The organism is Pseudothioclava arenosa, from assembly GCF_002358085.1.
Lineage (GTDB): Bacteria > Pseudomonadota > Alphaproteobacteria > Rhodobacterales > Rhodobacteraceae > Pseudothioclava > Pseudothioclava arenosa.
In genome coordinates, this window is sequence record NZ_NTJD01000008.1 from 90,109 (window position 1) to 115,385 (window position 25,277).

At 66.8% G+C, this 25,277-nt stretch carries 25 protein-coding genes; 8 read left to right on the top strand and 17 right to left on the bottom strand.

Annotated elements, in window-relative coordinates; translation table 11 throughout:
• Position 1: 1 nt before the first annotated feature.
• The 4 genes from CLN94_RS11155 to CLN94_RS11165 are packed head-to-tail and all read right to left on the bottom strand — an operon-like array spanning position 2 to position 4,780.
• Positions 2 to 1,177, bottom strand: coding sequence for an OpgC family protein (locus tag CLN94_RS11155; RefSeq protein ID WP_096434026.1), 1,176 nt, complete (start codon positions 1,175 to 1,177; stop codon positions 2 to 4).
• Positions 1,170 to 2,930 (bottom strand): glucans biosynthesis glucosyltransferase MdoH, encoded by a 1,761-nt coding sequence (mdoH, locus tag CLN94_RS11160; protein ID WP_096434027.1) that lies wholly within the window; start codon positions 2,928 to 2,930, stop codon positions 1,170 to 1,172. The genes CLN94_RS11155 and mdoH overlap by 8 nt, the downstream gene beginning before the upstream one ends.
• Before the next feature lie 3 nt (positions 2,931 to 2,933).
• Complete coding sequence (locus CLN94_RS14005; protein ID WP_179300297.1) at positions 2,934 to 3,104, bottom strand: hypothetical protein; 171 nt, start codon at positions 3,102 to 3,104, stop codon at positions 2,934 to 2,936.
• A gap of 29 nt (positions 3,105 to 3,133) precedes the next feature.
• Positions 3,134 to 4,780, bottom strand: a complete 1,647-nt coding sequence (locus tag CLN94_RS11165; RefSeq protein WP_096434028.1) for an OpgD/OpgG family glucan biosynthesis protein — start codon at positions 4,778 to 4,780, stop codon at positions 3,134 to 3,136.
• Between the two features lie 594 nt (positions 4,781 to 5,374).
• On the opposite strand from CLN94_RS11165, the gene CLN94_RS11170 reads away from it, so the two are divergent.
• The 6 genes from CLN94_RS11170 to CLN94_RS11195 are packed head-to-tail and all read left to right on the top strand — an operon-like array spanning position 5,375 to position 11,577.
• Positions 5,375 to 8,368 carry a monovalent cation/H+ antiporter subunit A gene (locus CLN94_RS11170; protein ID WP_096434029.1) on the top strand — a complete coding sequence of 998 codons (2,994 nt, stop codon included), beginning with the start codon at positions 5,375 to 5,377 and terminating at the stop codon, positions 8,366 to 8,368.
• Positions 8,368 to 8,715, top strand: coding sequence for a Na+/H+ antiporter subunit C (locus CLN94_RS11175; RefSeq protein WP_096434030.1), 348 nt, complete (start codon positions 8,368 to 8,370; stop codon positions 8,713 to 8,715). The genes CLN94_RS11170 and CLN94_RS11175 overlap by 1 nt, the downstream gene beginning before the upstream one ends.
• Entirely contained in the window at positions 8,715 to 10,394 is a 1,680-nt protein-coding gene (locus CLN94_RS11180) for a monovalent cation/H+ antiporter subunit D (RefSeq protein WP_096434094.1), read from the top strand. Before CLN94_RS11175 ends, CLN94_RS11180 begins: the two co-directional genes overlap by 1 nt.
• A gap of 13 nt (positions 10,395 to 10,407) precedes the next feature.
• On the top strand, positions 10,408 to 10,899 hold the full coding sequence (locus tag CLN94_RS11185; protein WP_096434031.1) for a Na+/H+ antiporter subunit E: 492 nt from the start codon (positions 10,408 to 10,410) through the stop codon (positions 10,897 to 10,899).
• A complete protein-coding gene (locus tag CLN94_RS11190; RefSeq protein WP_096434032.1) occupies positions 10,896 to 11,165 on the top strand; it encodes a K+/H+ antiporter subunit F in 270 nt (89 codons plus the stop codon). The genes CLN94_RS11185 and CLN94_RS11190 overlap by 4 nt, the downstream gene beginning before the upstream one ends.
• Positions 11,166 to 11,172: 7 nt before the next feature.
• Positions 11,173 to 11,577 carry a Na+/H+ antiporter subunit G gene (locus CLN94_RS11195; RefSeq protein WP_096434033.1) on the top strand — a complete coding sequence of 135 codons (405 nt, stop codon included), beginning with the start codon at positions 11,173 to 11,175 and terminating at the stop codon, positions 11,575 to 11,577.
• 125 nt (positions 11,578 to 11,702) lie between these two features.
• Here the strand turns inward: CLN94_RS11195 and dapA are convergent, their stop codons facing one another.
• On the bottom strand, positions 11,703 to 12,575 hold the full coding sequence (gene dapA / locus CLN94_RS11200) for a 4-hydroxy-tetrahydrodipicolinate synthase (RefSeq protein WP_096434034.1): 873 nt from the start codon (positions 12,573 to 12,575) through the stop codon (positions 11,703 to 11,705).
• Between the two features lie 138 nt (positions 12,576 to 12,713).
• Here dapA and CLN94_RS11205 point away from each other — a divergent pair, with 138 nt between their 5' ends.
• Positions 12,714 to 14,648, top strand: a complete 1,935-nt coding sequence (locus CLN94_RS11205) for a lytic transglycosylase domain-containing protein (RefSeq protein WP_096434035.1) — start codon at positions 12,714 to 12,716, stop codon at positions 14,646 to 14,648.
• Here CLN94_RS11205 and CLN94_RS11210 read toward each other — a convergent pair.
• Positions 14,645 to 15,517 (bottom strand): DMT family transporter, encoded by an 873-nt coding sequence (locus CLN94_RS11210; RefSeq protein WP_096434036.1) that lies wholly within the window; start codon positions 15,515 to 15,517, stop codon positions 14,645 to 14,647. The genes CLN94_RS11205 and CLN94_RS11210 overlap by 4 nt on opposite strands.
• Complete coding sequence (mnmC2, locus tag CLN94_RS11215) at positions 15,510 to 16,184, bottom strand: tRNA (5-methylaminomethyl-2-thiouridine)(34)-methyltransferase MnmC2 (RefSeq protein ID WP_096434037.1); 675 nt, start codon at positions 16,182 to 16,184, stop codon at positions 15,510 to 15,512. Before mnmC2 ends, CLN94_RS11210 begins: the two co-directional genes overlap by 8 nt.
• A 56-nt stretch (positions 16,185 to 16,240) precedes the next feature.
• On the opposite strand from mnmC2, the gene CLN94_RS11220 reads away from it, so the two are divergent.
• A complete protein-coding gene (locus tag CLN94_RS11220; protein WP_096434038.1) occupies positions 16,241 to 17,290 on the top strand; it encodes an NAD(P)/FAD-dependent oxidoreductase in 1,050 nt (349 codons plus the stop codon).
• Between the two features lie 126 nt (positions 17,291 to 17,416).
• Here CLN94_RS11220 and CLN94_RS11225 read toward each other — a convergent pair whose 3' ends face one another.
• The 10 genes from CLN94_RS11225 to CLN94_RS11265 form a co-directional block, all read right to left on the bottom strand.
• Positions 17,417 to 17,857 carry a molybdenum cofactor biosynthesis protein MoaE gene (locus CLN94_RS11225; RefSeq protein WP_096434039.1) on the bottom strand — a complete coding sequence of 147 codons (441 nt, stop codon included), beginning with the start codon at positions 17,855 to 17,857 and terminating at the stop codon, positions 17,417 to 17,419.
• A gap of 1 nt (position 17,858) precedes the next feature.
• A complete protein-coding gene (moaD, locus tag CLN94_RS11230; protein ID WP_096434040.1) occupies positions 17,859 to 18,107 on the bottom strand; it encodes a molybdopterin converting factor subunit 1 in 249 nt (82 codons plus the stop codon).
• Positions 18,100 to 18,729 (bottom strand): CDP-diacylglycerol--glycerol-3-phosphate 3-phosphatidyltransferase, encoded by a 630-nt coding sequence (gene pgsA / locus CLN94_RS11235; protein ID WP_096434041.1) that lies wholly within the window; start codon positions 18,727 to 18,729, stop codon positions 18,100 to 18,102. The genes moaD and pgsA overlap by 8 nt, the downstream gene beginning before the upstream one ends.
• A 50-nt stretch (positions 18,730 to 18,779) precedes the next feature.
• The gene (locus CLN94_RS11240) at positions 18,780 to 19,226 is read right to left on the bottom strand and encodes a GNAT family N-acetyltransferase (protein ID WP_096434042.1); all 447 of its coding nucleotides are present in this window, start codon (positions 19,224 to 19,226) and stop codon (positions 18,780 to 18,782) included.
• A complete protein-coding gene (locus CLN94_RS11245) occupies positions 19,223 to 20,284 on the bottom strand; it encodes a lysine-2,3-aminomutase-like protein (RefSeq protein WP_096434043.1) in 1,062 nt (353 codons plus the stop codon). Before CLN94_RS11245 ends, CLN94_RS11240 begins: the two co-directional genes overlap by 4 nt.
• A gap of 33 nt (positions 20,285 to 20,317) precedes the next feature.
• Complete coding sequence (uvrC, locus tag CLN94_RS11250) at positions 20,318 to 22,213, bottom strand: excinuclease ABC subunit UvrC (RefSeq protein ID WP_096434044.1); 1,896 nt, start codon at positions 22,211 to 22,213, stop codon at positions 20,318 to 20,320.
• A 318-nt stretch (positions 22,214 to 22,531) separates the two neighbouring features.
• Complete coding sequence (locus CLN94_RS11255) at positions 22,532 to 23,308, bottom strand: SDR family oxidoreductase (RefSeq protein ID WP_096434045.1); 777 nt, start codon at positions 23,306 to 23,308, stop codon at positions 22,532 to 22,534.
• Positions 23,305 to 24,255: a calcium/sodium antiporter gene (locus CLN94_RS11260; RefSeq protein WP_425439460.1), complete on the bottom strand. Its 951-nt coding sequence runs from the start codon at positions 24,253 to 24,255 to the stop codon at positions 23,305 to 23,307. Before CLN94_RS11260 ends, CLN94_RS11255 begins: the two co-directional genes overlap by 4 nt.
• A 7-nt stretch (positions 24,256 to 24,262) precedes the next feature.
• On the bottom strand, positions 24,263 to 24,433 hold the full coding sequence (locus CLN94_RS14010) for a hypothetical protein (protein WP_179300298.1): 171 nt from the start codon (positions 24,431 to 24,433) through the stop codon (positions 24,263 to 24,265).
• A 4-nt stretch (positions 24,434 to 24,437) separates the two neighbouring features.
• Entirely contained in the window at positions 24,438 to 25,277 is an 840-nt protein-coding gene (locus tag CLN94_RS11265; protein WP_096434047.1) for a S49 family peptidase, read from the bottom strand.

Genomic DNA, 25,277 nt, shown 5'->3' on the forward strand with positions numbered 1-25,277 from the left:
CTCAAGCGGCGCGGCGGTCCTGCGCTGCGGCGTCTGCGGATTGCGCGGCCAGTGCCACGGGTTTCTTCGGCTTGATCCGTTCGCGGATCAGCGCCAGCCCATATTGAATCGCCAGCCCGCCAAGGATCAGTGCGGTATCTTGCAGCGTGCCCGCCGGATGCACCGCCTTCACCGCCTGCCCGAAGATCGCGAGGATCGTGCCGGTGGCAAAGACCGGCAGCGAGTGGCGACCAAGGATGCGCAGGGGCTCGGCCAGGCGCGAGCCGGCAAAGCGCGGCACGATCCCCGGCAGCGACAGCACATAGGCCAGCGCGAGGACATGCAGCAGACGCGGCGCCGAGACATAGGTCTTGTCAAAGCCCGCGATGTAGAAGGGCACGTTCCACTGCTGGAGCTGCCAGGACACATGGCCAAGCCCCTCCATCAGCATCGGCGAATTCACCCAAAATGCGCATAGCACCAGATACCCGCCCGCGAGCCAGCCGAGCCAGCGTTTGACCGGCACGAAGCGTTCGCCCCGGCGCAGCGCCAGCCCGGTCAGCAGCCCGAGCGAGAACAGGATTTGCCAGGCGAAGGGGTTAAAGAACCACCCGCCCTTGAACGGGTAATTCGGAAGATCCAGCCGGAAGGTGCCGACCAGCACCCAGAAGCCGATCGCAAAGGCCAGAAGCCCGCGCGGGCTGCGTTGGCCCAGCCGGATCAGGAATGGCGCGCCCAGCAGCAGCACCGCATACATCGGCAGGATGTTCACATAGCCCAGCTGGTGCCCGAGCGTCGCGATCCCGATCAGGAAGGCCAGCGGCTCGGTGGTCAGCGGGCGAAAGGCGTTCTTGGTCAACATCTCTTCGGCGCCGAACCACAGCGCTGCGGCCGAGACGATCGCGATCGCCCAGGCAGCGGTGAAGATATGCACGAGATAGAGCGTCCAGGCCCGGTGCCAGACCTTGCGCAGCGCGGCCCAGTTCAGCCCGTCGATCAGTCGCGGCCCATAGGCCAGCGCGGCGGACACGCCCGCCATGAAGACAAAGGCCTCGGCCGCGTCCGACATGCCGAAATTGCGCGAGGTGAAGTTCTCGTAGATCTGGCCGGGGATGTGGTTGATGAAAATCATCACCAGCGCGAGGCCCCGGAAAAAGTCGATCCGCGGGTCGCGCAGCGATTTGACGGGCTCAGCCATGGGCGTGCTCCTGTTCGGACGGCGCGGCGCTCCAGCGGCCGAGGATTTCGTCATGTAGGGCGACGACCGGAGGCGTGGCGATCTCGGAGGGGACGCGCATCAGCGGCGAGCGTGCGGGCTGCGAGGACCACCACAGCACCACCGGCGCAAACACCATCGGCAGGCCCACCGGCAGCAGCCAGAAGATCAGGTTCGGGGCGAGGAAATAGCTCGCGAAGAGCACGATCAACCCGGTCGAGGTGATCCAATGCGCGGCGGCGAAACCTTCGGCCAGCGTCAGGCGCCCGTCGCCCCGGTTGTTGGTCGGCCAGCCGCCATCGCGGCCCGCCAGCACCTGAAACACCGAGCGCGTCGCGAACATCAAGAGGATCGGTGCGGTCAGCGAGGAAAACGCGAGCTCCGCCACGGTCGAGGCCAGTGCCAAGGTCGCGCCGCCAAAGCCGCGCGCGATCCCCAGAACACCTGCTCGCAGCGCGATCAGGATCTTGGGCACGAACAGGAGCCCGAAGATCCCCAGCGCCAGCCCGATCGCTTTCGAGGCCTCGGAGGGCGGGAAATAGGGGAAGGGCCAGTAGGGCTCGGGGAAATAGTCGATCGGTTTCGCCATCAGCGGCGCGAGGATCGAGGCGGTCAGGAAGGCCAGCCAGAACAGCGGCGCGATATAGGCCATGATGCCCTGCGCAAAGACAAACCGCGACCAGGGCTTCAGCCCCGGCGCGCCGATCACCCGGCTGTGCTGCAGGTTGCCCTGACACCAGCGCCGGTCGCGCTTGGCGTGGTCGACGATATTCTCGGGGCCTTCCTCGAAGGAGCCTTCAAGATCGTCATCAAGCCGCACCACCCAGCCCTGGCGGGCCAGCAGCGCCGCCTCGACGTAATCGTGGCTCATGACATGGCCGCCGAAGGGGGGCGCGCCGCGCAGCACCGGCAGGCCGCAGCTTTCGGCAAAGGCGCGCACCCGGACGATCGCGTTATGGCCCCAGAACGGGCCGGTCCGCCCCTGCATCAGCGCAAGGCCGCGTGCGAAGACGGGGGAGAAGAAGCTGGCCGAGAATTGCATCGCGCGGCCAAAGCGCGATTGCGCGCGGATCACCTTGGGCAGGGTCTGCAACAGGCCCAGGCGCGGCTCGGCCTCGATCCGGCGGATCATCTGCAGGATCGTCTCGCCCTCCATCAGGCTGTCGGCGTCAAGGATCAGCGCGTAGTCATAGGCCGCGCCCGAACGGGTGATGAAATCCTCGATATTGCCGGCCTTCTTGCCGGTGTTCATCGCGCGGCGGCGGTAAAAGAACCGCCCCTCGCCACCGGTTTCCTCGACGAGCTTGGCGAACAGCAGACGCTCTTCGTTGGCGATCTCGTCCTTGCGGGTGTCCGAGAGCACGGCGAAATGGATCTGCGCCGGATCGGCGGTCGCCGCCAGCGAGGCATGCATCGCGGCGAGGCGCGAAAACGAGGTGCGCGGGTCCTCGTTATAGACCGGCATCAGGATCACGGTGCGGCCGCGGATCGGCGCCGAGGGATCGACGGGCGGGGCCTTGGGGCGCGAAAACAGCCCGATCAACGCCTGCGCCGCGCCCCAGGCCAGCCAGAGCGTGGAAATCAGGATCAGCAGCGCGCGGATCACATCGAGCACATCCAGCCCGTCTGCCGAGCCGAACTGCACGAAAAGCCAGAAGGCCCCCAGCCCTGCAAGAGCCGAGAGCCCGAGCGCGAAAGCGCGCAGCGCAAAGAGGGCGCCGCCGGTGGGAGGCATGGCTTAGAGCCGGGCGCCCGCGGAGGGCGCGTTATGGCCGCCGGGCAGCACGTGGCCCAGCAGGCGCCGCAACAGCCCGGCCTCGGGCTCGATCTCCTGCAGCGGCATCGCCATCGGCGCGTCGGGCAGGGCGAAGCGGGCGGTCTCGATCACCGCTTCGTCGACAAGGGTCATGGGCGTGGCTCGGGGAGGAAGCGCAGCAATCATGATTTGATCCATTGATAGGCCCAGATCTCGGTCAGTTTCCGGCTCCAGCCGGCGAGATGGGCGGAAAGTTCGACGGTGGCGTCTTTCTCGGCGTGAATGTCGACCACGAGGCGCCAGAGGTTCTCGGAGGGGACCTTGAACAGCACCTCGGTGCGCAGTTCGCCATTGATGACGCTGACCACGGGCTTGATCTTGTCGGCGGCTTCAGGCGGCAGATGCGCCAGCGGGCCGCCGGCGAAATCGACCACGAACTTGCGCGTGCCGTCCTTGTTCTCGACGCCCGAGACGCCGCCTTCGCCGGCGCGCGCGGCCTTGACATAGGCCAGCTCGCCATCCTCTTCGGGTGTCAGGTCGCCCCAGATCAGGCGATAGGAAAACTCGCGGCTCTCGCCGGCGCGGGCCTTGGCCTCGGGCACCCAGAAGGCCACGATATTGTCGTTCACCTCAAGATCCGACGGGATCTCGACCAGACGCACCGCGCCATGGCCCCAGTCGCCGATCGGCTCGACGCGCACCGAGGGGCGGCGCTCGTAATGCGAGGTCGCGTCCTGATATTGCTCGAAGTCGCGCTCGCGCTGATAAAGCCCGAAGCTTTGCGGGGTAGCTTCGGCGAAATAGGACGACGCCAGCCGCAGCGGGTTGTTCAGCGAGCGCCAGACCCGGTCGCCGCCCGCCCGCGTGATCGCCAGCCCGTCGCTGTCATGCACGCGCGGGCGGAAATCGTCGAAACGGTCGCGGTTGCGGTCGCCATAGAGGAACATCGAGGTCAGCGGCGCGATGCCGAGTTGCTCGATATCGGCGCGGAAGAACAGCCGCGCGGTCACCTCGATCTCGGTGTTCAGGCCGGGCGTGATCGCGAAACGATAGGCCCCGGTGAGCGAGTCGCTCTCCATCGCGGCGAAGACCGTCATCGTGCTGTTGCCCGGCTCGGGGCGGGTGATCCAGAACTTGGTGAAGCGCGGGAATTCCTCGGCCACCGAAAGCCCGGTGTTCACCGCCAGCCCGCGTGCCGAAAGCCCGTAGAGCGAGCCGCGGCCGAGCGCGCGGAAATAGGAGGCGCCCTGAAAGGCGATCAGCTCGTCGAAGACGTCGGGACGGTTGAGCGGATTGTGCAGGCGGAAGCCCGCGACGCCGGGCAGGGTCTCGCCCTGCGGCGCATGTGCGGCGGCCTCGCGTTCGTAGATGAAATCCGAAGTCGAGAAGTCCATCGGGCGCGCTTCGGTGCCCGAGACCTCGAACATGTGGATCGGCTCCTTGAACAGCCAGCCGAGGTGGAAGGCGTGGAGCTGGAACCGCGACGCCTCGATCTCGGCAAAGCGCGCGCGCACCGGATCGAAGCGGATCAGGCGGTAGTCGTCATAGGTCAGGCCCGAAAGGAACCCCTCGGGCAGGCTTCCGCGCGCGGCCGGGGCCGATTGCGCCGCCAGACGCATCTCTTCGGTCAGCAGATCGAAGGAAAACGGCAGGCCGGATTGCTGCGGCGCGGCAACGGGCATTTCCGTCGCCTCGGCGGCGGTTTCCGGGGCCGTTTCCTGCGCGCGCAGCCCGCCGGGCAGAACGCAAAGCGCCGCCAGGCCGCAGGCGCTGCTCAGGAGGGTGCGGCGGGTCGGCGAGGCAGGGGCAGGGCGATGTGCGTGGCTCATATTTTCAGTTGCATCTCATGCAGTTCCGGCGGTCTGAACCGCACGGCGATATCGCGTGGTCCATAGCCACAGAGATTGTCAACTTGCAAGAGAGTTCAAGGGGCGCCCGCCGTCACACCAACGTTATTCGGCGCCAAATCGGCGGATTTGCCATGCTTTGCCGATCGGCAAGGCGAAACGGGCGAATTCCCGCCGATTCTGCGACTGCAAAGGTGGTTTTCGTGCAGGTGCAAAGGGCGGCGATTCCGGGGCGAATCGGGCTGTGGTTTCGGGTCGCGGAGCGGTCGGGGCCCGGTGTGCCCTCTGACGCTGCGTTAGTCCGCGCCGGACCCTGAGAGCGGTGTGGTGGAGCAGGCGGGTGCGCTTTGGGCGCAGTGGGCGGGTCTGATCGGTTTTCGGGCGGTCCAGTCAGAACGTGAGGCATGCAGAGGTGCCAAACGCGGCGGAAAACCCCCGAAATCCGGCGGAAATTGCCCGGTTCTCCTTGACAGGCGAGGGGGCGCAACGCAGTTAAGGATGACCTCGCGAAAACTGGCCGAAGCGCAGGAAAATGCGCCCCGATAAGGCCCGCCAAAGAACGGACCCGGAGAGAGAATGTCGCCTGCATTGATCGCCGCCTTGCCCTTTCTGGGCGCAGTCCTTCCCGCGCTTCTGATCCGTACCGGGCGCAGCCATGCCGCGCTGGCGGCGGGCGCGGTCAGCGGGCTCGCGCTCTTGGGGTTGTTGTTGCACCTGCCGGCGGCTTTGGCGGGGCAGGTGATCACCGCGAAATTCGACTGGCTGCCCTGGCTCGGGCTGAATGCGAATTTCATGATCGACGGGCTCGGGATGCTGTTCGCGACGCTGATCCTCGGCATCGGCTTGCTGATCATCCTCTACGCGCGCTTCTACCTGAGCAATCAGGACCCGGTGGGGCAGTTCTATACCTATCTGCTGTTGTTCCAGGGCGCGATGGTGGGCATTGTTCTGTCGGATAACATACTGCTTTTGCTAATTTTCTGGGAGCTGACCTCGCTGTCGTCCTTCCTCTTGATCGGCTATTGGAAGCACCTGCCCGAAGGCCGTCAGGGCGCGCGTATGGCGCTGACGGTGACCGGGCTTGGCGGGCTTTCGATGATCGCGGGGATGCTGATCCTCGGCAATATCGCGGGCAGCTACGACATTTCGCAGATCCTGCTGGCGAAGGAGGCGATCCAGTCTTCGGATCTCTACCTTCCGGCACTGATCCTGATTTTGGGGGGCGCTTTCACCAAGTCTGCGCAGTTCCCGTTCCACTTCTGGCTGCCGCATGCGATGGCGGCGCCGACGCCGGTTTCGGCCTATCTGCACTCGGCAACGATGGTGAAGGCGGGGTTGTTCCTGATGGCGCGGCTCTGGCCGGTGCTGGCGGGCACGCCCGAGTGGTTCTATATCGTGGCGACGACCGGGCTGATCACCATGCTGATCGCCGCCAAGATCGCGATCTTCAAGGATGACCTGAAGGCGCTTCTGGCCTTCTCGACGGTGTCGCATCTGGGCCTTGTGACTTTCCTGCTGGGGCTGGGCACCAAGGTCGGAGCGGTGGCGGCGGTGTTCCACATCATCAACCACGCGAGCTTCAAGGCGGCACTGTTCATGTCGGCGGGCATCGTCGACCACGAGGCCCATACCCGCGACCTCAAGCGCCTTGGCGGGTTGCGCCACCTGATGCCGATCACCGCGACCATCGCCACGATCGCGGCGCTGTCGATGGCGGGCATCCCGCTGTTCAACGGGTTCCTGTCGAAAGAGATGATGCTGGAAGAGGCCGCGCATACCGCCTGGCTCGGCAGCCCCTATGTCGTGCCGGTGCTGGCGGCGATCGCGGCGTTGTTCTCGGCGACCTATTCCTTCCGCTTTATCGCGCATGGCTTCTTTGGCCCGGTGCGCGACGACTATCCGCACAAGCCCCATGATCCGCCCTTCGGCATGTGGGCGAGCCCCGCCTTCCTCGCCACGCTGGTCGTGCTGATCGGGGTGATGCCGATTACCTTCGCCGGGCCCTTCGTGCAGATGGCGGCGAACGCGGTGGTGGGCGGCGATCTGCACATGCACCCGATCAAGCATTGGCACGGCGTCACGCCGGCGCTGATCATTTCCGGTATCGCGGTGGTCGGCGGCCTGATCCTGCTCGCGAGCTTCAAGCCGCTCAAGGCCGCGTGGGAGGCGACGCCGCGCCCCGAGGCCAAGGCGATCTTCGACTGGATCGTCGGAGCCTGTGGCGCCGCCGCGGATTGGATCACCGCGACGCTGCACAATGGCTCGATGGCGCGGTATCTGACGCTGTTCACCATCGGCTCGGTCGCGGCCGGGTTCTGGGCCTTCTCGGGCGGCGGCCTTGGCCCCGAAACCCGCGAGATGCTGCCGATCACGCCGGTCGCGCTGGTCGGCTGGGTGATGCTGGTGACGGCTTCGGCCTCGGTCGTGGCCTTCCACCACAACCGCATCCTTGCGCTGGTGCTGATCGGGATCGTCGGGCTGATCGTGTCGATCTGCTTCATCTATCTGTCGGCACCCGACCTTGCGCTGACGCAGATCTCTGTCGAGGTGGTCACGGCGGTGCTGATGCTGCTGGCGCTGAACTTCCTGCCCAAGCGCACCAAGCGCGGTGCCGGTCCGCTCAAGCATGTGTGGCATATCGCGATCGCGGTGGTGACGGGGCTTGGCACCGGCGGGCTGATCTATACGCTGATGATGCGCGATTTCGCCTTTGAGACGATGTCGAAATACCACCTCGTCAACTCGCACACGCTGGGTGGCGGCGACAACGTGGTGAACGTGATCCTCGTGGACTTCCGCGGCTACGATACCTACGGCGAGGTCACCGTGCTCGGCATCGCCGCGCTGGTGATCTTCGCGCTGACCGAGGCGCTGCTGAATGGGGCGTCGTCGAAGAAGCTGATCGCCTGGCGGCCAGACGTTCCGCGCGCGGGCGACAAGCACCCGATCATGCTCCTGGTCGGCACGCGGGTGATGATGCCGATCGCGCTTCTGGTCGGCGTGTTCATCTTCCTGCGCGGGCACAACTTGCCGGGCGGGGGCTTTATCGCGGGGCTCGTGGTCTCGATCGCGCTGGTCATGCAATACATGGCTTCGGGCTTTGCCTGGACGCAGGCGCGGCAGAAGGTTTACTACCACGTGCTGATCGGTCTGGGCGTGCTGGCCGCCGGGATCACCGGCATCGGTGCCTGGTTCAACGGCGTGCCGTTCCTGACCTCGGATTACGGCTATGTGAAGCTGCCCGGCCTTGAGAAATTCGAGCTGGCGACAGCGGCGGGCTTCGACCTCGGCGTGTTCCTCGGCGTTGTCGGCTCGGTGCTGCTGGCACTGGGCGGGCTGAGCCGTCTGGCGCGGCGCGCGGCTGTGGGGGCCGAACCCGTCCACGCCCATATCATCGCCGAGAAGCCCGAGGCGCGTAGCCCCGAGCAACCCGGCGCCTTCCCCCCCGAGACCTTGTTGCCCCAGCGCTGGGCTCAGGCGCGCGGCTATACCAGCGCGCGTCAGGACGATGCCGACACCAAGCCGGTGAAGGCCAAAAAGACCAAACCGACCGAAGCGGAGGAGCAGTAATGGAAGCGCTGGTTGCAAGCGCCGTGGGCGTGATGACGGCGGCAGGCATCTACCTGATCCTGCGCATGCGCACCTTCCCCGTCGTGCTGGGCATGTCGATGCTGTCCTATGCGGTGAACATCTTCCTCTTCGCCTCCGGTCGCCTGGCGGTGAACCTGCCGCCGATCCTCGATCATGCCGGGGCCGAGACCCAGGGCTACACCGACCCGATCCCGCAGGCGCTGGTGCTGACCGCGATCGTGATCTCCTTCGGGATGACTGCGGTGGTGGTGATGCTGGCGCTGGGCTCTTTCGTCGAGGCGGGCAATGACCGCATCGACCTCGACGAAGAGGAGGCCGGCCAATGATGGGCAACTGGATCATCGCGCCGGTGGTTCTGCCGGCGTTTCTGGCGCCGCTGATCGTGCTGTGGATGCGGTTCGATCTGCGCACTCAGCGGATTTTCTCGATCGCGGGGATGGTGTCGCTGCTGGCCGTGGCGCTGGCGCTTGCGGCCTCGGCCAGCGTGAATGCGCCCGAGGTCTACAAGCTCGGCAACTGGGAGGCGCCCTTCGGCATCGTCCTCGTGCTCGACCGGCTCTCGGCCCTGATGCTGGTGCTGACGGCGGCGCTCGGGCTGGCGGTGGCGCTTTATGCGATCGGCTCGGGCTGGGACAAGCGCGGCTGGCATTTCCACTCGCTGCTGCAATTCCAGATGATGGGGATCAATGGCGCCTTCCTGACGGGCGATGCCTTCAACCTCTTCGTTTTCTTCGAGGTGCTGCTGATCGCGTCTTATGGCCTGATGATCCATTCGGGCGGTGAAAAGCGCCTGAAGGCGGGCGTGCAATATGTGGTCTACAACCTTGCGGGCTCGACGCTGTTCCTGTTCGCGCTGGGCACGATCTATTCGGTGACCGGCACGGTGAACATGGCGGACCTTGCGCAGAAAGTCGCGATGATGCCCGCCGACGAGACGGCGCTGGTGCGCGTGGGGGCGGTGCTCCTGATGCTGGTCTTCGCGGTCAAGGCCGCGCTGGTGCCGTTCCAGTTCTGGCTGCCCGCGACCTATGTGAACGCGCCGGGGCCGGTGGCCGCGCTTTTCGCGATCATGACCAAGGTCGGCGTCTACGCGATCGTGCGGATCTATACGCTGGTGTTCCCGGCAGATGGCATTACCGGCGCGCTGGCGGCGGATGTGCTTCTGCCCGCCGCGGCCGTCAGCCTGACCATCGGCATGATCGGCGTGCTGGGCGCGCGCGATCTGGGCCGCGTGGTCGCCTATGCGGTGATCGGCTCTGTCGGCACGATGATGCTGGCCTTCAGCCAGTTCTCCGAAGCCGCGACCGGCGCAGGGCTTTACTACATGGTGCATTCGACGCTGGCCGCGGCGGCGCTGTTCCTGATCGTCGATCTGGTCAAGGAACGCCGTGGGCCGACCGGGCTTGCGATCGTTCCGGCGGGGCGCACCTATTCGCACGGGCTCCTGTCGGCGATGTTCTTTGCCGGCGCCATCGCGATGGCCGGGATGCCGCCCCTGTCGGGCTTCCTCGGCAAGCTGATGATCCTGGACGCGCTGCGCGGGCAGTGGGGCCTTTGGGCGCTGGTGCTGGTGACCTCGCTGATCGCCATCGTGGGCTTTGGCCGCGCCGGTTCGACCGTGTTCTGGAAGGCCTACGCGATCGAGGGCGAACCCGCCCCCGCGCCGCGCGATGCCTCAGCGCCGGGGCTGGCCTTTACCGCGGCCGGGGCGCTTTTGGCCGGGCTGGTGGCGATGACGGTCTTCGCCGGGCCGCTCAGCGACTGGCTCAAGGCGACGGCGGCGCAGCTCCACCATCCGCAGGCCTATATCTCAGCGGTGATGGACGGCGCCTATGAGCGTGCGATGGAGGCGCAGGCCGAGGGGCAGAACGGCTCCGGCCATAGTGCCGAGGTCACCGACGACCATGCCGCGCCCGAGCCGCATATCGCCACCGAGGCCGAGGTGCAGGACGAGGCCAAGGACACCGGCCACGAACCGGCCACCGCGCCTGCAGCCGCGCATTGAGGGAGGGAAAGACATGATCCGCAAGATACTGCCCCACCCGCATCTGACGCTGCTGCTGACGCTGGTCTGGCTGCTTCTGGCCAATGCCTACACGATCAACTCGCTGGTGTTCGGCCTCCTGATGGGGCTTGTGATCCCTTGGATCACCGCGCCCTACTGGCCCGACCGCCCGATCATCCGCAACCTGCCGAAGATCATCGAGTACATCCTGATCGTCTTCTACGATATCCTGGTGTCCAACATCGTGGTCGCCCGGATCGTGCTGTTCCTGCCCAATTCCAAGCTGCAACCGGCCTGGGTCACGGTGCCGCTTGATCTGCATGAACCCGAGGCGATCACCGTGCTCGCCGGCACCATCACGATGACGCCCGGCACGCTCACCGCCGAGGTCTCGGCGGATGGCCACAGCCTTCTGGTGCATTGCCTGCACGCGCCCGACCCGGACGGCGTGCGCGACGACATCAAGGCGCGCTACGAGGCCCGGCTGAAGGAGATTTTCGAATGATCACCTATGCGCTCATCTTCGCGATCGGCTGCTACGCGCTGGCGCTCTTGTTCAACCTCTACCGCGTGGTCAAGGCGCCGGGCGTCACCGACCGGGTGCTGGCGCTCGACACGATGGCGGTGAACGCGATCGCGCTGCTGGTGCTGTTCGGCATCTGGGAGGGCACGGCGATCTTCTTCGAGGCCTCGATCCTCTACGCGATGACCGGGTTCGTGGCGACCGTGGCCTACGCGAAATTCCTGCTGCGCGGCGATATTATCGAGTGAGGGGCTGATGGAACTGTTCTGGGAAATCGTGATTTCGGCGCTGCTGGTGATCGGCGGCTTCTTCGGCCTCGTCGGCAGCTTTGGGCTGGTGAAACTGCCCGATCCGATGACGCGGCTGCATGCGCCGACCAAGGCGGCGACGCTGGGCGTGGGCGCGACGTTGATCGCCTCGATGGTCTGGTTCGGCGTCTACAAGGACGATCTGACGCTGCACGAGCTGATGATCACCATCTTTATCTTCCTCACCGCGCCGATCTCGGCCCATTTCATTGCCAAGGCGAATATCTTCCGCGACTGGAAGCAAGACCAACTGCCGCCGCCCGCGGGCAATGGCAACTGGGCCGTGCATGAGGTCGAATCCGATACCTCGGCGGAGGAGCTGCAAGAGGCCGAGGTCAGCCAGAAAAGCTGATCTTTCACTGAGCCTGAAATACTCCGGGGGTGAATGGCCGCAGGCCAGAGGGGGCAGCGCCCCCACCCCAAAGCAAAAGGCGCAGCCGGAGCTGCGCCTTCTTTATTTTGAAAACCCCGAAAGGCTCAGATCAGGCCGGCATGCGCCATCGCCGCGTCGATTGCGGCTTTGGTCGCGTCGGTCAGCTCGGTCAGCGGCAGGCGCACCTCGGCGTTGCACAGCCCAAGCTTCGACATCGCGTATTTCGCGCCCGCCACGCCCGGCTCCATGAAGATCGCGATATGCAGCGGCATCAGCTTGTCCTGGATCTCCAGCGCCAGCGCGTAATCGCCCGCGAGCGTCGCCTCTTGCAGCTGCGAGCAGAGCTTCGGCGCCACGTTCGCGGTGACTGAGATACAGCCCACGCCGCCCATCGCGTTGAAGCCCGCCGCCGTTGCGTCCTCACCAGAGATCTGGACGAAATCGGGGCCGCAGGTCAGGCGCTGCTTGGCGACGCGGCTCAGGTCGCCCGTCGCGTCCTTGACGCCGACGATGCGCGGCAGCTTGGCCAGCTCGCCCATGGTTTCGGGCGTCATGTCCACGACCGAGCGGCCGGGGATGTTGTAGATCACGATCGGCAGGGTGCAGGCATCGTGCATCGCGGTGAAATGCGCGATCATGCCGCGCTGCGTCGGCTTGTTGTAGTAAGGGGTCACCACCAGCGCGGCATCGGCGCCCGCGGCCTCGGCATGCTGAATGAGCCCGATGCCCTCGGCGGTGTAGTTCGAGCCCGCGCCCGCGATCACCGGGATGCGCCCGGCCACGGCCTTCACGACCTCCGAGACGACAAGGTTGTGCTCGTCATGGCTCAGCGTCGGGCTCTCGCCCGTCGTGCCCACCGGCACCAGCCCGTGGCTGCCTTGTTCGATGTGCCACTCGACCAGCTTCTTGAGCGTGTCCAGATCCAGCTCGCCGTTCTTGAACGGCGTGATGAGTGCGGGGATGGACCCTTTGAACATGACACGCTCCTTAGTGTGTGCGGGCGGATTCGCCCGGTTAAAATCGCGCGGACATTATGCGACGGGCGCGCGCTTGCCAACTTGTGAATTGCATGGCTGCGCCTGCCGGGGCAGGAAGGAGAAAACAACGAGCAGATCATGATCCGACGCCTTGCACATGCGGCCTGCCTTTGCGCGGGCCTGATTGCCGCCCAGCCCGCCGCCGCGCAGGACCCGCCCGAGCAGGCCTTGGCGCGTGCGCTCGCGGCCACTCAGGCCGAAGACTGGCCTGCCGCACTCAGTGCCGCGCGCGGGGCGGGGCATCTGGGGTTCGACATCATCGAATGGCAGCGCCTGCGCGCGGGCGAGGGGGCCTTTGCCGATTACGCCGATTTTGCCGCGCGCCGGGCAAACTGGCCGGGGATGGAGCTGTTGCGCAAGAAGGGCGAGGAGGCGCTGGAAGGCGCCCGCCCGCCCGAGGTCATCGCCTTTTTCGCCGGCGAGCCGCCGCAGACCGGCGCGGGTGCGCTGGCGCTGATCGGGGCGTTGCAGGCCGAAGGGCGCAGCGCGGCGGCCGCCGCCGTGGCCGAGGCCGCCTGGCGCGACCTTGATCTGAGCGCCGAGGACGAGGCCGCCTTTCTGGCTGAATACCCCGATCTTGTTGCGCCCCATCACGGCGGGCGGATGCAGGTGCTTCTGGACCGCGCCGATCTGGCACAGGCGCGGCGCCTCCTGGAACTGGTGACGCCCGGCACCCAGGCGGTGGCGCGCGCGCGCATCGCGCTGCAGGCCCGCGAGGCCGGGGTCGACGCGCTGATCGCCGCCGTGCCGGAGCGGATGATGGGGTCTTACGGGCTGGCGCGCGACCGCGCGCTCTGGCGCTGGCGGGTCGGGCAGGAGGATGGCTCGGCCGAGCTGATCCTCGACTGGTCCTCGGATGCGGGGCGCCTTGGCGATCCGGAGCTTTGGGCCGATCTGCGCAAGCGGATGGCGCGCTGGGACCTGCGCAAGGGTGACGCGCGCCGGGCCTACAAGATCGCCGCGCGGCATCGGCTGGAGCCGGGCGGGGCGGATTATGTCGAGCTGGAATTTCTGGCGGGCTTCTCGGCGCTGAAACTGGGCGACAGCCCCACGGCCGAGCGCCATTTCGCGGCGATGGCGGCTTCGGCGACGATCCCGACGACGATCTCGCGCGCGGATTACTGGCTGGGCCGGGCGCGCGCGCATCGCGGTGATATGGCGGGCGCGCAGGCTGCCTGGCAAACGGCTGCGGCCTATCCCGCGACCTTCTACGGCCAGCTTTCGGCCGAGAAACTGGGGCAGGCGCTGGCCCCGGCCTTTGGCGCGGACCCGGCGCTGCCCGACTGGCGCACGCAGGGCTTCACCGCCAGCACGGTGTTTCAGGCCGCGCAGCTCTTGCAGGCGGCGGGCGATATCGCGCTGGCCGAGCGGTTCGTTCTGCATCTCGAAGAGGGGCTCGACGCGCCCGGCACGTTGGCGCTGATCGGGCTGGCGCGGGGGTGGAACAACCCGCATCTGGAACTGACGCTGGCCAAGCGCGCCGATTTCGCCGGAACGCGGGTGATGGGCGCGCTGTTCCCCTTGCCCGAGTTCGCGCGCGCCGATCTGGGTGTGCCCTCCGATCTGGCGTTGGCGATCGCGCGGCAGGAAAGCGAGTTCGACCCCGCTGCGCAAAGCTGGGTGGGGGCGCGCGGGTTGATGCAGTTGATGCCCGAGACCGCGAAGATGATGGCAGGCAAGCTCGGCATCGGCTACGAGCCCGCTCGCCTGTTCGAGCCGGCCTATAACGCGCGGCTGGGCGGGGCCTATCTGGCCGGTCTGCGCGAGGAATTCGGCGCCTCTCCGGTGCTGGTTGCGGCGGGCTACAACGCCGGGCCGGGCCGCCCGCGCCGCTGGATCGGCGAATGGGGCGATCCGCGCGCGGCTGGCACCGAGGTCGCCGATTGGGTCGAGATGATCCCCTTCGACGAAACCCGGAACTACGTGATGCGCGTCTCAGAGGCGATGCCGATCTATCGCCAGCGTCTCGGTCTGCCCGCGCAGGGGTTCAGCGATCTGCTCAAGGGCCGCTAGGCGCGGGCCGCACGCCGCGTCCGCCACAGGGTAAACACGCCCGCGCCCACGACCACCGCTGCCCCAAGCGCGACATTGGGCTTCAGCGTCTCGTCGAAGACCACGATGCCCAGCCCCGAGGCAAAGACCAGTTGCAGATAGGCGAAGGGCTGGATCGCTGAAGCCTCGGCAATCTCATAGGCCTTGATCAGCAGGAAATGCCCCAGCGAGGCAGACACGCACAGCACCGCCATCCAGCCCCAGTCGGGCGCGCTCATCGGCATCCAGTGCCAGATGCCTGCAAGCGTCACGATCACCGCGCCCACCACGCCGGTATAAAAGAACGACACCGAGGCCGGATCGACCCGCCCGACATAACGCGTCAGCAGCGAGTAGAGCGCGAAAAGCAGGGCCGAGACCAGCGGGATCAGCGCATAGGGCGAGAACACGCCAAAGCCCGGCTGCAGGATGATCAGCACGCCGACAAAGCCGATGCCGATCGCCACGATCCGCCGCCAGCCGACCTTTTCGCCCAGCACCGGCCCCGAGAGCGCCGCGACCAGAAGCGGATAGCAGGCGAAGACGGCATGGCTCTCGACGAGGCCCAGATAGACGAAGCCCTGCACCATCACGATCACTTCGACGATCAGCACCGCCGAGCGGATCACCTGCACCCAAGGCAGCGCCGAACGCGTCGCGCGGCGAATACCGCCCGGCGCCCGCGCGGCGACGACACTGACGAAAAGCGCAAAGAACCAGAACCGCACCATCAGCGCCATATAGACGTTGTAGGTCTCGGCCAGGTGGCGCGAGATCCCGTCCTGCATGGCAAAGATGAAGGTCGTGGCGATCATCAGCCCGATACCGCGTGCGGTGTTCTGCTCAACCATCGTAGCGTCCGATGCTCATGTGGCGCTTGTGGCCATGGCCCGGCGCGCGCGTGACGGTAAAGCCCGCGGCGGCCAGCGCGCGGCGCACGAAACCCGCCGCCGTATAGGTCGCAAAGGTGCCGCCCGGCGCAGTATGGCGCCCGACCTCGGCCATCAGGTCTTCGCCCCAAAGCTCGGGGTTCTTGGCGGGCGAAAATCCATCCAGAAACCATGCATCCGCCCGGCCTGACCAGGCGGAAAGGGTTTCACGCGCGTCGCCCTCGATCACCTCGACCGCAATCGCGCCGAGATCAAACCGCCGCTGCCCCGCCGCCCAGGCGTCAAGAAACGGCCCCGCCACCGAATGCGCCTCGGGAAAGGCGCGCAGCGCGCGCTCGATCTCGGGGGCGGACATCGGAAAGGCCTCGAAGGAGGTGAAGCGCAGCGCCATCCCGGCCGGCGCGATCATCGCCAGCGCCAAAAGGTTCAGCCCCGTGCCAAAGCCCAGCTCGGCCACCTGGAACCCGGGCGCGAGCCGCGCGGGCAGGTCATTGCCGCGCAGAAACACGTGGCGCGTCTCTTCCAATCCGTTCGCCAGCGAGAAATACGGATCGTCGAACCGGGTCGAAACCGGTGTCGATCCGTCGCGCCACTCAAGCGCGGCTTGGCTCTGGTCAGGGGCGGGCATCGGGGGTAGTCCGTTCGGGGGCGCTATCGGCGCGACACTGGCGAAAGGGCGGGCGAATGGCAAGCGGGCGCGTGGATCTGACGGTGCGGGGCGGCGGCGCCTTTGGTCTTGCGATCGCGTTCGAGGCGGCCCGGCGCGGTGCGCGCGTGCGCCTGATCGAGCGAACCCGGCTGGGCGCGGGCTCGTCAGGCGGCACGGTCGGCGCGCTGGCCCCGCATGTGCCCGAGAACTGGAACCCCAAGAAACAGTTCCAGTTCGAGAGCCTGCGTATGGCCGAAGAATTCTGGGGCGCTGTGCGCACGGCGGGTGGCAAGGACGCGGGCTATGCGCGGCTTGGCCGGATCCAGCCGCTGGCGGATGCCGCGCAGATCGCCCGCGCCGAGGAACGTGCAGCCGGTGCGGCTGAGCTGTGGCAGGGCTTTGCCGACTGGCGCATCGTGCCCGCCGCCGAGTTCGGCCCCTTCGCGCCCGCCTCGCCGACCGGGCTGGTGATCTATGACACGCTGACCGCCCGTGCGGCGCCCCGTGCTGCAGGTGCAGCCCTCGCTGCCGCGCTCACCGCGCTGGGCGGCGAGATCGTGATCGGCGACGGCCCCGAAGAAGGCGCCGTCCTCCACGCAACCGGCGCCGAGGGGCTGGCGGATCTTTCGGTCGCGTTCGGAAAGGCGGTAGGCACGGGTATCAAGGGGCAGTCCGCGCTCTTGCGCTTTGACGCGGGCGCCGTGCCGCAGATCTATGCCGAAAGCCTCCATATCGTGCCCCATGCCGATGGCACGGTGGCGATCGGCTCGACCTCGGAACGCGAGTATACCGAGCCCTCCAGCACCGACGCGCAACTCGACGCGCTGATCGAGAAGGCGCGCCGGATCTGCCCCGCACTGGAAGGCGCCGAGGTCATTGACCGCTGGGCCGGCGTGCGCCCGCGCGCGAAAACCCGCGCGCCGATGCTCGGGGTTTGGCCCGGCCGCCCCGGCCACTTCATCGCCAATGGCGGCTTCAAGATCGGCTTCGGCATGGCGCCAAAAGTCGCGCAGGTGATGGTGGATCTGATGCTGGACGGGCGCGATGCGATCCCCGAAGGCTTCCGCGTCGAGGACAATCTCTAGGGGCTCCGCCCCCGAGGCCTGCGGCCTCTCCCCCGGAGTATTTCAGGCTCGATGAAAGCCTTTCATTTTGCCGAAAGTATCCCGGGGTGAATGGCCCGGAACGGGCCAGAGGGGCAGCGCCCCGGCTTACCAGCGGTTCAGCGCGTCCTCGTCGGCCTCTTTCGCGGCGACCCAGGCGGTGCCCGAGCGCATGTGTTCCTTCTTCCAGAAGGGCGCGCGGGATTTCAGGTAATCCATCAGGAATTCGGCGGCCTCAAAAGCGGCGACGCGGTGGCGGGCGGCGGTGGCGACCATCATGATCGGCTCGCCCACGGCCAGTCGCCCGTGGCGGTGGATGACCAGCGCATCGGCGAGTTGCCAGCGGGCCATCGCCTGTTCGGTGATCTTGCCGATCGCGGCCTCGGTCATGCCCGGGTAATGCTCAAGCTCCAGCGCCTCAAGGTCGCCCGAGTCGTCGCGCACTACGCCGGTGAAGGTCACGACCGCGCCGACGTCGTCGCGACCTTGCCCGAAGCTGGCAGTCTCGGCGGCGAAGTCGAAGGGCGCGGACTGGACCGAGATCTTCATCTCAGCCTCCCGTCATCGGCGGAAAGAACGCCACCTCGCGCACGCCCGCGAGGGGGTCGGAAAACTCGGACAATTCCTGATCGAGGGCGACGCGCAGCGCCGAGGTGTCGGCGAAGGCGGCCTCGTAGCGGGGTTCGCGCGCGGAAAGCTCTGCGACCAGATCGGCCACGGTCTTGGCTTCGGTTTCGACCTGTTCGCGGGCCAGCCCGATGCGTTCGCGGACCCAGGCGAAATAGAGAACCTCAACCATCTTTATGCTCCCGCAGGAAGGGCAGGGCCTTGGCGAAATAGTCCCAGCCGGTAATGCCGGTCAGCACAGCCGCGATCCAGATCAGCGCGAGCCCCGCGTGATTGGCCAGGTCGGCCGGCGAGGCGCCCGTGGGCAGGTCGCCTTCGCCCGCGCGGGGCGGCAGGCCGGATTCGAGGTAATGCAGCCCGGTGCCGAGGAACAGGACCGCGATGGCAAACATCTGCGCGGTGGTCTTCCATTTCGCGAGCTTCGTCACCTTGAGCCGCCCCGCATCGGCGCCGAGAAACTCGCGCAGCCCCGAGACGAAGACCTCGCGGAACAGGATCACCGTGACCGGCAGGATCAGCCAGGGGTTCATGCCCGAATAGCCGGTGATGATAACGAGCGCGATCACCACCATCGCCTTGTCGGCGATCGGGTCGAGCATGGCGCCGAACTTGCTTTCCTGTTTCCAGGCCCGCGCGAGGTAGCCGTCGAACCAGTCGGTGATCGCCGCGGTGATGAACAGCGCCAGCGCGAACCAGTCGGCGAGCGGGCGGTTGAAATACAGGAACATCACCGCCACGCCCGGCGCGGCGATCAGACGGAGGACCGTCAGGATATTCGGAAGCGTCCATTTCATGCGCGCAAGTTAGCGGGGGCCGGACGGAAGGGAAAGGGGATAGGTTTGCGCTAAAGCGCGATATCGTAGGTCTGCCAGGTGGTGTGGCGCGCGAGCCGGTCGTAAAGCGCGCGGGCGCGGGTGTTATCTTCGGCGGTGATCCAGCGGATGACGCTCCAGCCGCGGCTGCGACCGATGGTCTCAAGCTCGTGGATCAGCGCCTCTGCTGCGCCAGAGCCGCGTGCCTCGGGGGCGACAAAGAGGTCGTCAAGAAACCCGCCGGTGCTGGCCGAGAGCGGCCGCGCAAACGGGCGGTAATGCGCAAGCCCCACCGGCGTGTCGCCTTGCAGGGCCAGCAGCCCCTCGACCTCATGGGCGGGGTCCATGATCCAGTCCCAGACGCGGGCGCGCATTTCGGGGGTCTGGATGACGCCGTAGAAATGCGCGTATCCCGCATAAAGCTCTTCCCAGGCATCGCGGTCGTCGCTGAGGGGCGGGCGGAGGGTGATCTGGGTCATCGGCGGTCGGGGTCCTGATAGAGATGCGTCCCGCCCTGCCAGTCGGTCACGCGCCATTGGCCGGGGCCAAGCGGGGTGAAATACTCGGCGCTGATGGGCACCTTGCCATAGCCACCCGGAATATCCAGCACGTATGTGGGCAGGAGCACCCCCGAGATCCGCCCGCGCAGCGCCGCCATCAGCGCGCGGCCCTCGTCGATCGTGGTGCGGAAATGGTGGGTGCCGCGCGCGAGGTCGCAATGGTGCAGATAATAGGGCTTGACCCGCAGCGCGCCGAGCGCGCGAAACAGATCGCTCAGCGCTTCGGGCGTGTCGTTGATGCCGCGCAAGAGGACCGATTGCGAGAGCATCGGCACGCCCGCGTCGACCAGCGCCGAAATTGCCGCGCGCGCCTCGGGCGTCAGCTCCTGTGCGTGGTTGGTATGCAGCACGATCCAAAGCGCGGGGCGCGCCGCGCGCAGCGCCGCGATCAGGGCGGAGGTGATGCGCGCGGGCGCGACCACGGGCACGCGGGTATGGATGCGAATCTGGTCGAGATGTGCGATCTGCGAAAGCCGCCCGATCACCATCGCGATCCGCCGCGCCGAGAGCGTCAGCGGGTCGCCTCCGGTCAGGATTGCCTCGCGGATCGCGGGGGTGGCGGCGATGTAATCGAGTGCCGCGACCAGATCGGGCTCGGGAAGCGCGCCGGTCTCGCCCACGGTCTCGCGGCGAAAACAGAACCGGCAATAGACATCGCAGGTTTTCGTCAGGTGCAGGATCACCCGGTCGGGGTAGCGATGGGTCAGCCCCGGCACGGGCGCATGCGCGTCGTCACCGATCGGGTCGAGCAGCTCTTCGGGGCGGGTCTCGGCCTCGGCCTCGGAGGGTAGGAACTGCGCGGCCACCGGGTCGTCGGGCATGGCGATCGCGGCCTGCATCGCGCTGGTTACCCGGATGCGAAACTCGCGCGCGACGGGCGCCAGCGCGGGCAGGCGGTCACGCGCGATCAGCCCGGCCTCGGCCAGATCGTCAAGCCGCGTCAGCGCGGGCGGGGCAAGGGGGCGCGGATCGCTCATGGCGCAGGCGCTACAGGGCGCGCGGGGGCGGCGTCAATCCCGGTCATTGAAGAAATTATAGATGGTTTCGGCCATCGCCTCGGAAATTCCGGGCACTTCCATCAGGTCGGGCAGGCCCGCGCGGCTCACCGCCTTGGCCGAGCCGAAATGCTGCAAGAGCGCGCGTTTGCGCGTGGCGCCGATGCCGGGGATTTCGTCGAGCGGGTTGGCCATCGTGGCCTTGGCGCGTTTCGCCCGATGCGCGCCGATCGCCCAGCGGTGGGCTTCGTCGCGCAGGCGCTGGATGTAATAGAGCACCGGGTCCTGGCGCGGCAGGGCGAAGGGACGCTGGCCGAGGCGGTGGAATTCCTCCTTGCCGTGGTCGCGATCGACGCCCTTGGCGACGCCCACCACCGGAATGTCGGACAGGCCTATCTCGGCCATCACCTCGGCCACCGCCGAGACCTGCCCCGCGCCGCCGTCGATCAGCAAGAGGTCGGGCCAGCCCTCGCCCACCCGCTCGGGGTCGTCGCGCATCAGCCGGGTGAAGCGGCGCGTCAGCACCTCGCGCATCATGCCGAAATCGTCGCCCGGCGTCAGCTCGGTGTTCTTGATGTTCCATTTGCGGTACTGGCTTTTCATCAGCCCCTCGGGGCCCGCGACGACCATGCCGCCCACCGCATGCGCGCCCTGAATATGCGAGTTGTCATAGATCTCGATCCGGGCGGGGGGCTGCGGCAGCGACAACGCCTCGGCCAGCCCGCGCAGAAGTTTCGCCTGCGCCGCCGATTCCGACATCCGCCGGCCGAGGCTTTCGCGGGCATTGCGCTGGGCGTTTTCCACCAGCTCGGCCTTTTCGCCGCGCTTCGGCACGGCAATTTCGACCTTGCGCCCGGCCTTCTGGCTGAGCGCATCGACCAGGAGATCGGTGTTCTCGACCGGATGCGACAGGAGGATCAGCCGCGGCGGGGGCTTCTGGTCGTAGAACTGCGCAAGGAAGGCTTCGAGAACCTCGGCCTCTTCGGCGCCCGCGCCAGTGCGCGGATAGAAATCGTGATTGCCCCAGCTTTGATGGGCGCGGATGAAAAAGACCTGAACGCAGGCCTGTCCGCCCTCCATATGCAGCGCGACGATATCGGCCTCGGCGACGGTGCGCGGGTTGATGCCCTGCGATTGCTGCACGTTGGTCAGCGCGCGGATGCGGTCGCGCAACGCCGCCGCGCGCTCGAATTCCATCGCCGCCGCGGCCTCTTGCATCTGCGCGGCCAGCTCCTGCTGGATCGTGGTGCTTTTGCCCTCGAGGAAGCGTTTGGCATCGGCGACCAGCGCGGCGTAATCGGCCTCCGAGATCCGCCCGACGCAGGGCCCCGAGCAGCGTTTGATCTGATATTGTAGGCAGGGCCGCGTGCGGCTGTCGAACATCGCATCCGAGCAGTCGCGCAACAGGAACACGCGCTGCAGGTGGTTGAGCGTCCGGTTCACCGCGCTGGCCGAGGCGAAGGGGCCGAAGTAATCGCCCGAGGCCCCGCGCTTGCCGCGATGCTTGCGGATCATCGGAAACGGATGGTCGCCGGTGATGTGCAACAGCGGAAAGCTTTTGTCGTCGCGCAGCAGCACGTTGTAGCGCGGCTTGAGCTGCTTGATCAGGTTCTGTTCCAGCAGCAGCGCCTCGGTCTCGGTGCGCGTGGTCAGGAACATCATCCGCCGGGTTTCAAAGATCATCCGCGCGATCCGTGCCGAATGGCCCGTGGGGCGCGCGTAGTTCGACACCCGCGCCTTGAGGTTACGCGCCTTGCCGACGTAGAGCACCTCGCCCTTGTCGTTCAGCATCCGGTAGACGCCCGGCGAACCATCCAGCCGGGTCACGTAATCCGCAATCAGCGCATGCCCGGCCAGGCGCGGAGCGCCTTCGGAAACGGTTTGTTGCGGGGTTTCGGGCAGGTCGGTCATGCGATGCGTGGAGCTCTGGGCGATTCTCGGTCTGGCTGCAATCTTACGATGGGGAGTTCAAGGGAAAAGGCATCCACTGAATCTGTGGATAACTCTGTTGGAAAGATTTCGGCAGAGCGAGAATTTCGTTGAATCCTTGGGGTTTCGACGGGATGCCTAAATTTTGGGCGACATTTCAACGCTTTGTTTTTAAAGGATAAAAATATGCGATCCGCGCAAGTCACTGAAAAGCCTGCGCTTTTCGTAACACGTTTGTGACGTGGATCGGCAAAGTGGACAACTTGCCGCAACTGCTCGGTTGCGCGGGGGCTTCGGGGGTTATTCGACGCCCAGCACATCGGGTGTTTTCCAGCCCAGATGCTGCCCGCCATCGACGCAGATCATCTGCCCGGTGACCGCCTTGGCCTCGATCAGATAGCCGAGCGCGGCGCAGATATCCTCGGGGTCGGCGCCACGTTCCAGGATCGTCGCGGCGCGCTGGCGGGTGAAGTGGCTTTCCGACTGGCGCGCGCCTTGCAGGGTCGGCCCGGGTCCGATCGCATTAACCCGGATGTCGGGCGCAAGCGCCTGCGCGCCGGTGCGCGTCAGCGCCCAGAGCCCCATTTTCGCCAGCGTATAGGTCATGAATTCCGGCGTGGGCTTCAGCATCCGCTGGTCGAGCATGTTGACGATCAGCGCGCGGGCGCGGGGTTCGCGGCCCGAGCGGTCTGCCTTGGGCGCCTGCGCGGCGAAGGCCTGGCTCAGCACGAAAGGCGCGCGCAGGTTGGATTCGAAATGCCGGTCCCAGCCCTCGCGGGTGGCGCTGCGGATGGTGTCGTACTCGAAGATCGAGGCGTTGTTGATCAACAGGTCCAGCGGCTGGCCCAATGCCTCGGCGGCGCGCCCGACCAGCGGCGCGACCTGCGCCTCGTCGAGGATGTCGGCCTGCAGCGTGACGGCAGTCACGCCCAGCGCACGGGCCTCGGCGGCGGTGGCCTCGGCCTCGTCTTCGGAGCCGTTGTAATGGATCGCCACATCGGTGCCGCGCCCGGCCAGATACAGCGCCATCGCGCGCCCCAGCCGCTTTGCCCCGCCGGTGATGAGTGCCGCCTTCATGTGAGTGTGTCTCCGATCATCAGCCCGATCACATAGGCAGCATAAAGCAAGGTAAAGCCAATGCCGATCCCGCGTGTGATCGGCCAGCGATAGAAGACGAAGGGCAGGAGCAGCACCGAGGCGCCCAGCATCACCCAGAGGTCGACCGCCAGCATCTGCGTGGGGACCGGCAGCGGCCCGACCAGCCCCGCGAAGCCGATGATCGAGAGCAGGTTGAAGATGTTCGAGCCGATCACATTGCCCAGCGCCACGTCGGCGCGGCCCTTGGCGGCGGCACTGACCGAGGTCGCCAGCTCCGGCAGCGAGGTGCCGACCGCGACCAGCGTCAGGCCGATCACCGCCTCGGAAATCCCGAAGGCGCGCGCGATGGAACTGGCGCCATCGACCAGAAGGTTCGCGCCCAGCGGCAGGCCGATCAGCCCCGCGACGATGAAACCGGCCACCTGCCAGCCCGGCAGATGCGGGTCGGCGGAGGCGATTTCCTCTTCGCAGCGTGCGTTGCGATGCGCGAGCGCCTGACGGATCTGGCGCCCGAGGATCAGCGCCAGCGCCCCCAGCAGCACCAGCGCATGCGGCCAGCTGATCGGTCCCATGAAGCACAGAAGGATGAACAGGATCGTCGCGCCGATCATGATCGCGGCGCTTTCGCGGGTGTCCTGCTCGTCGGTGCGGATCGTCGCGATCAGCGCGGGCAGGCCCAGCACCAGCAGGATATTCGCGGTGTTCGAGCCGACCACGTTCCCCAGCGCGATCGCGGGCGCATTGTCGAGAACAGCAGCGACCGACACCATCAGCTCGGGGGCCGAGGTGCCGAAGGCGACCACGGTCAGCCCGACGATCAGTGCCGGAATGCCCAGCCGCAATGCCAGCGCCACCGCGCCCTTCACCAGCCAGTCGCCCGCCACGACCAGAAGCCCGAGCCCGAGCGTCACGAACAGCAGATCCATCAACATGTCAGGCCTTTGTCTTGCAGGGGCAGGGGCCGGAGCCGAGCTTGGGGCGGCCGCAATCGGGGCAGCGCGACTGCAGGCGAGGTTGCGAGCGGCGACCCGGCAGGCGCAGCTTGCCGAACATGGCGAGCACTCCCATCGCCACCAGAAACAGCGTCATTGCCTTGATCAGCATCTGTTCAGAGCCCGTATCGTTGCCACAGTGCGCGCTCTTCGGCGGCGTCGATCATTGCGCCGGCGGTGGCGGCGCCAAGGTCCGCCCCGAGCCCCATGCCGAAGCGCCGATACCACGGGCGCGCGACGCCCAGCGGCACGATCCGCACCTTCTCGCCATACAGCTCTTTCAGCTTGGGCACGGCATGGGCGCAGCCGTCGATCAGGCCGAACTCCGTCGCTTGACGGCCCAGCCAGAACTCGCCGGTGAACAGGTCGTGCTTGGCGTCAAGCTTGTCGCCACGCCGCGCGCGCACCCAGTCCTTGAAGATATCGTGCATCGGCTCCAAAAGCGCCTTGAGGCGCTTCACATCGGCCGGTTTCTCGGCGCTGAACGGGTCCATGAAGCTTTTCGACTTGCCCGCCGTGTGCATCCGCCGTTCGATCCCGTGTTTCTCGATGAAGCCTTGCAGGCCGAACCCCGCCGAGATCACGCCGATCGAGCCCACGATCGAGGCCGGGTCGGCCCAGATGTCATCGGCGGCGCAGGCGAGCCAATAGCCACCCGAGGCCGCGACATCCTCGACGAAGGCATGCACGGGCACGCCGTTTTCTTCGGCCAATCGACGGATGCGCGCCGCGATCAGCGAGCTTTGCACCGGCGAGCCGCCCGGCGAGTTGATCGCCAGCGCGATAGCGGCGGGTTTCTTGCGAAAGGCGCGTTCAAGCAGCGGGGCGAGCGCCTTGTCCGACAGGCCCTGCGCGCCGGGGCGTGCAGAGGCGCCGATCGCGCCATCGAGGCGGATCAGTGGCACCACCGGGATCTGGCGGTTGAAACGGGCGGGGATGTAATCGCGGATCGACAT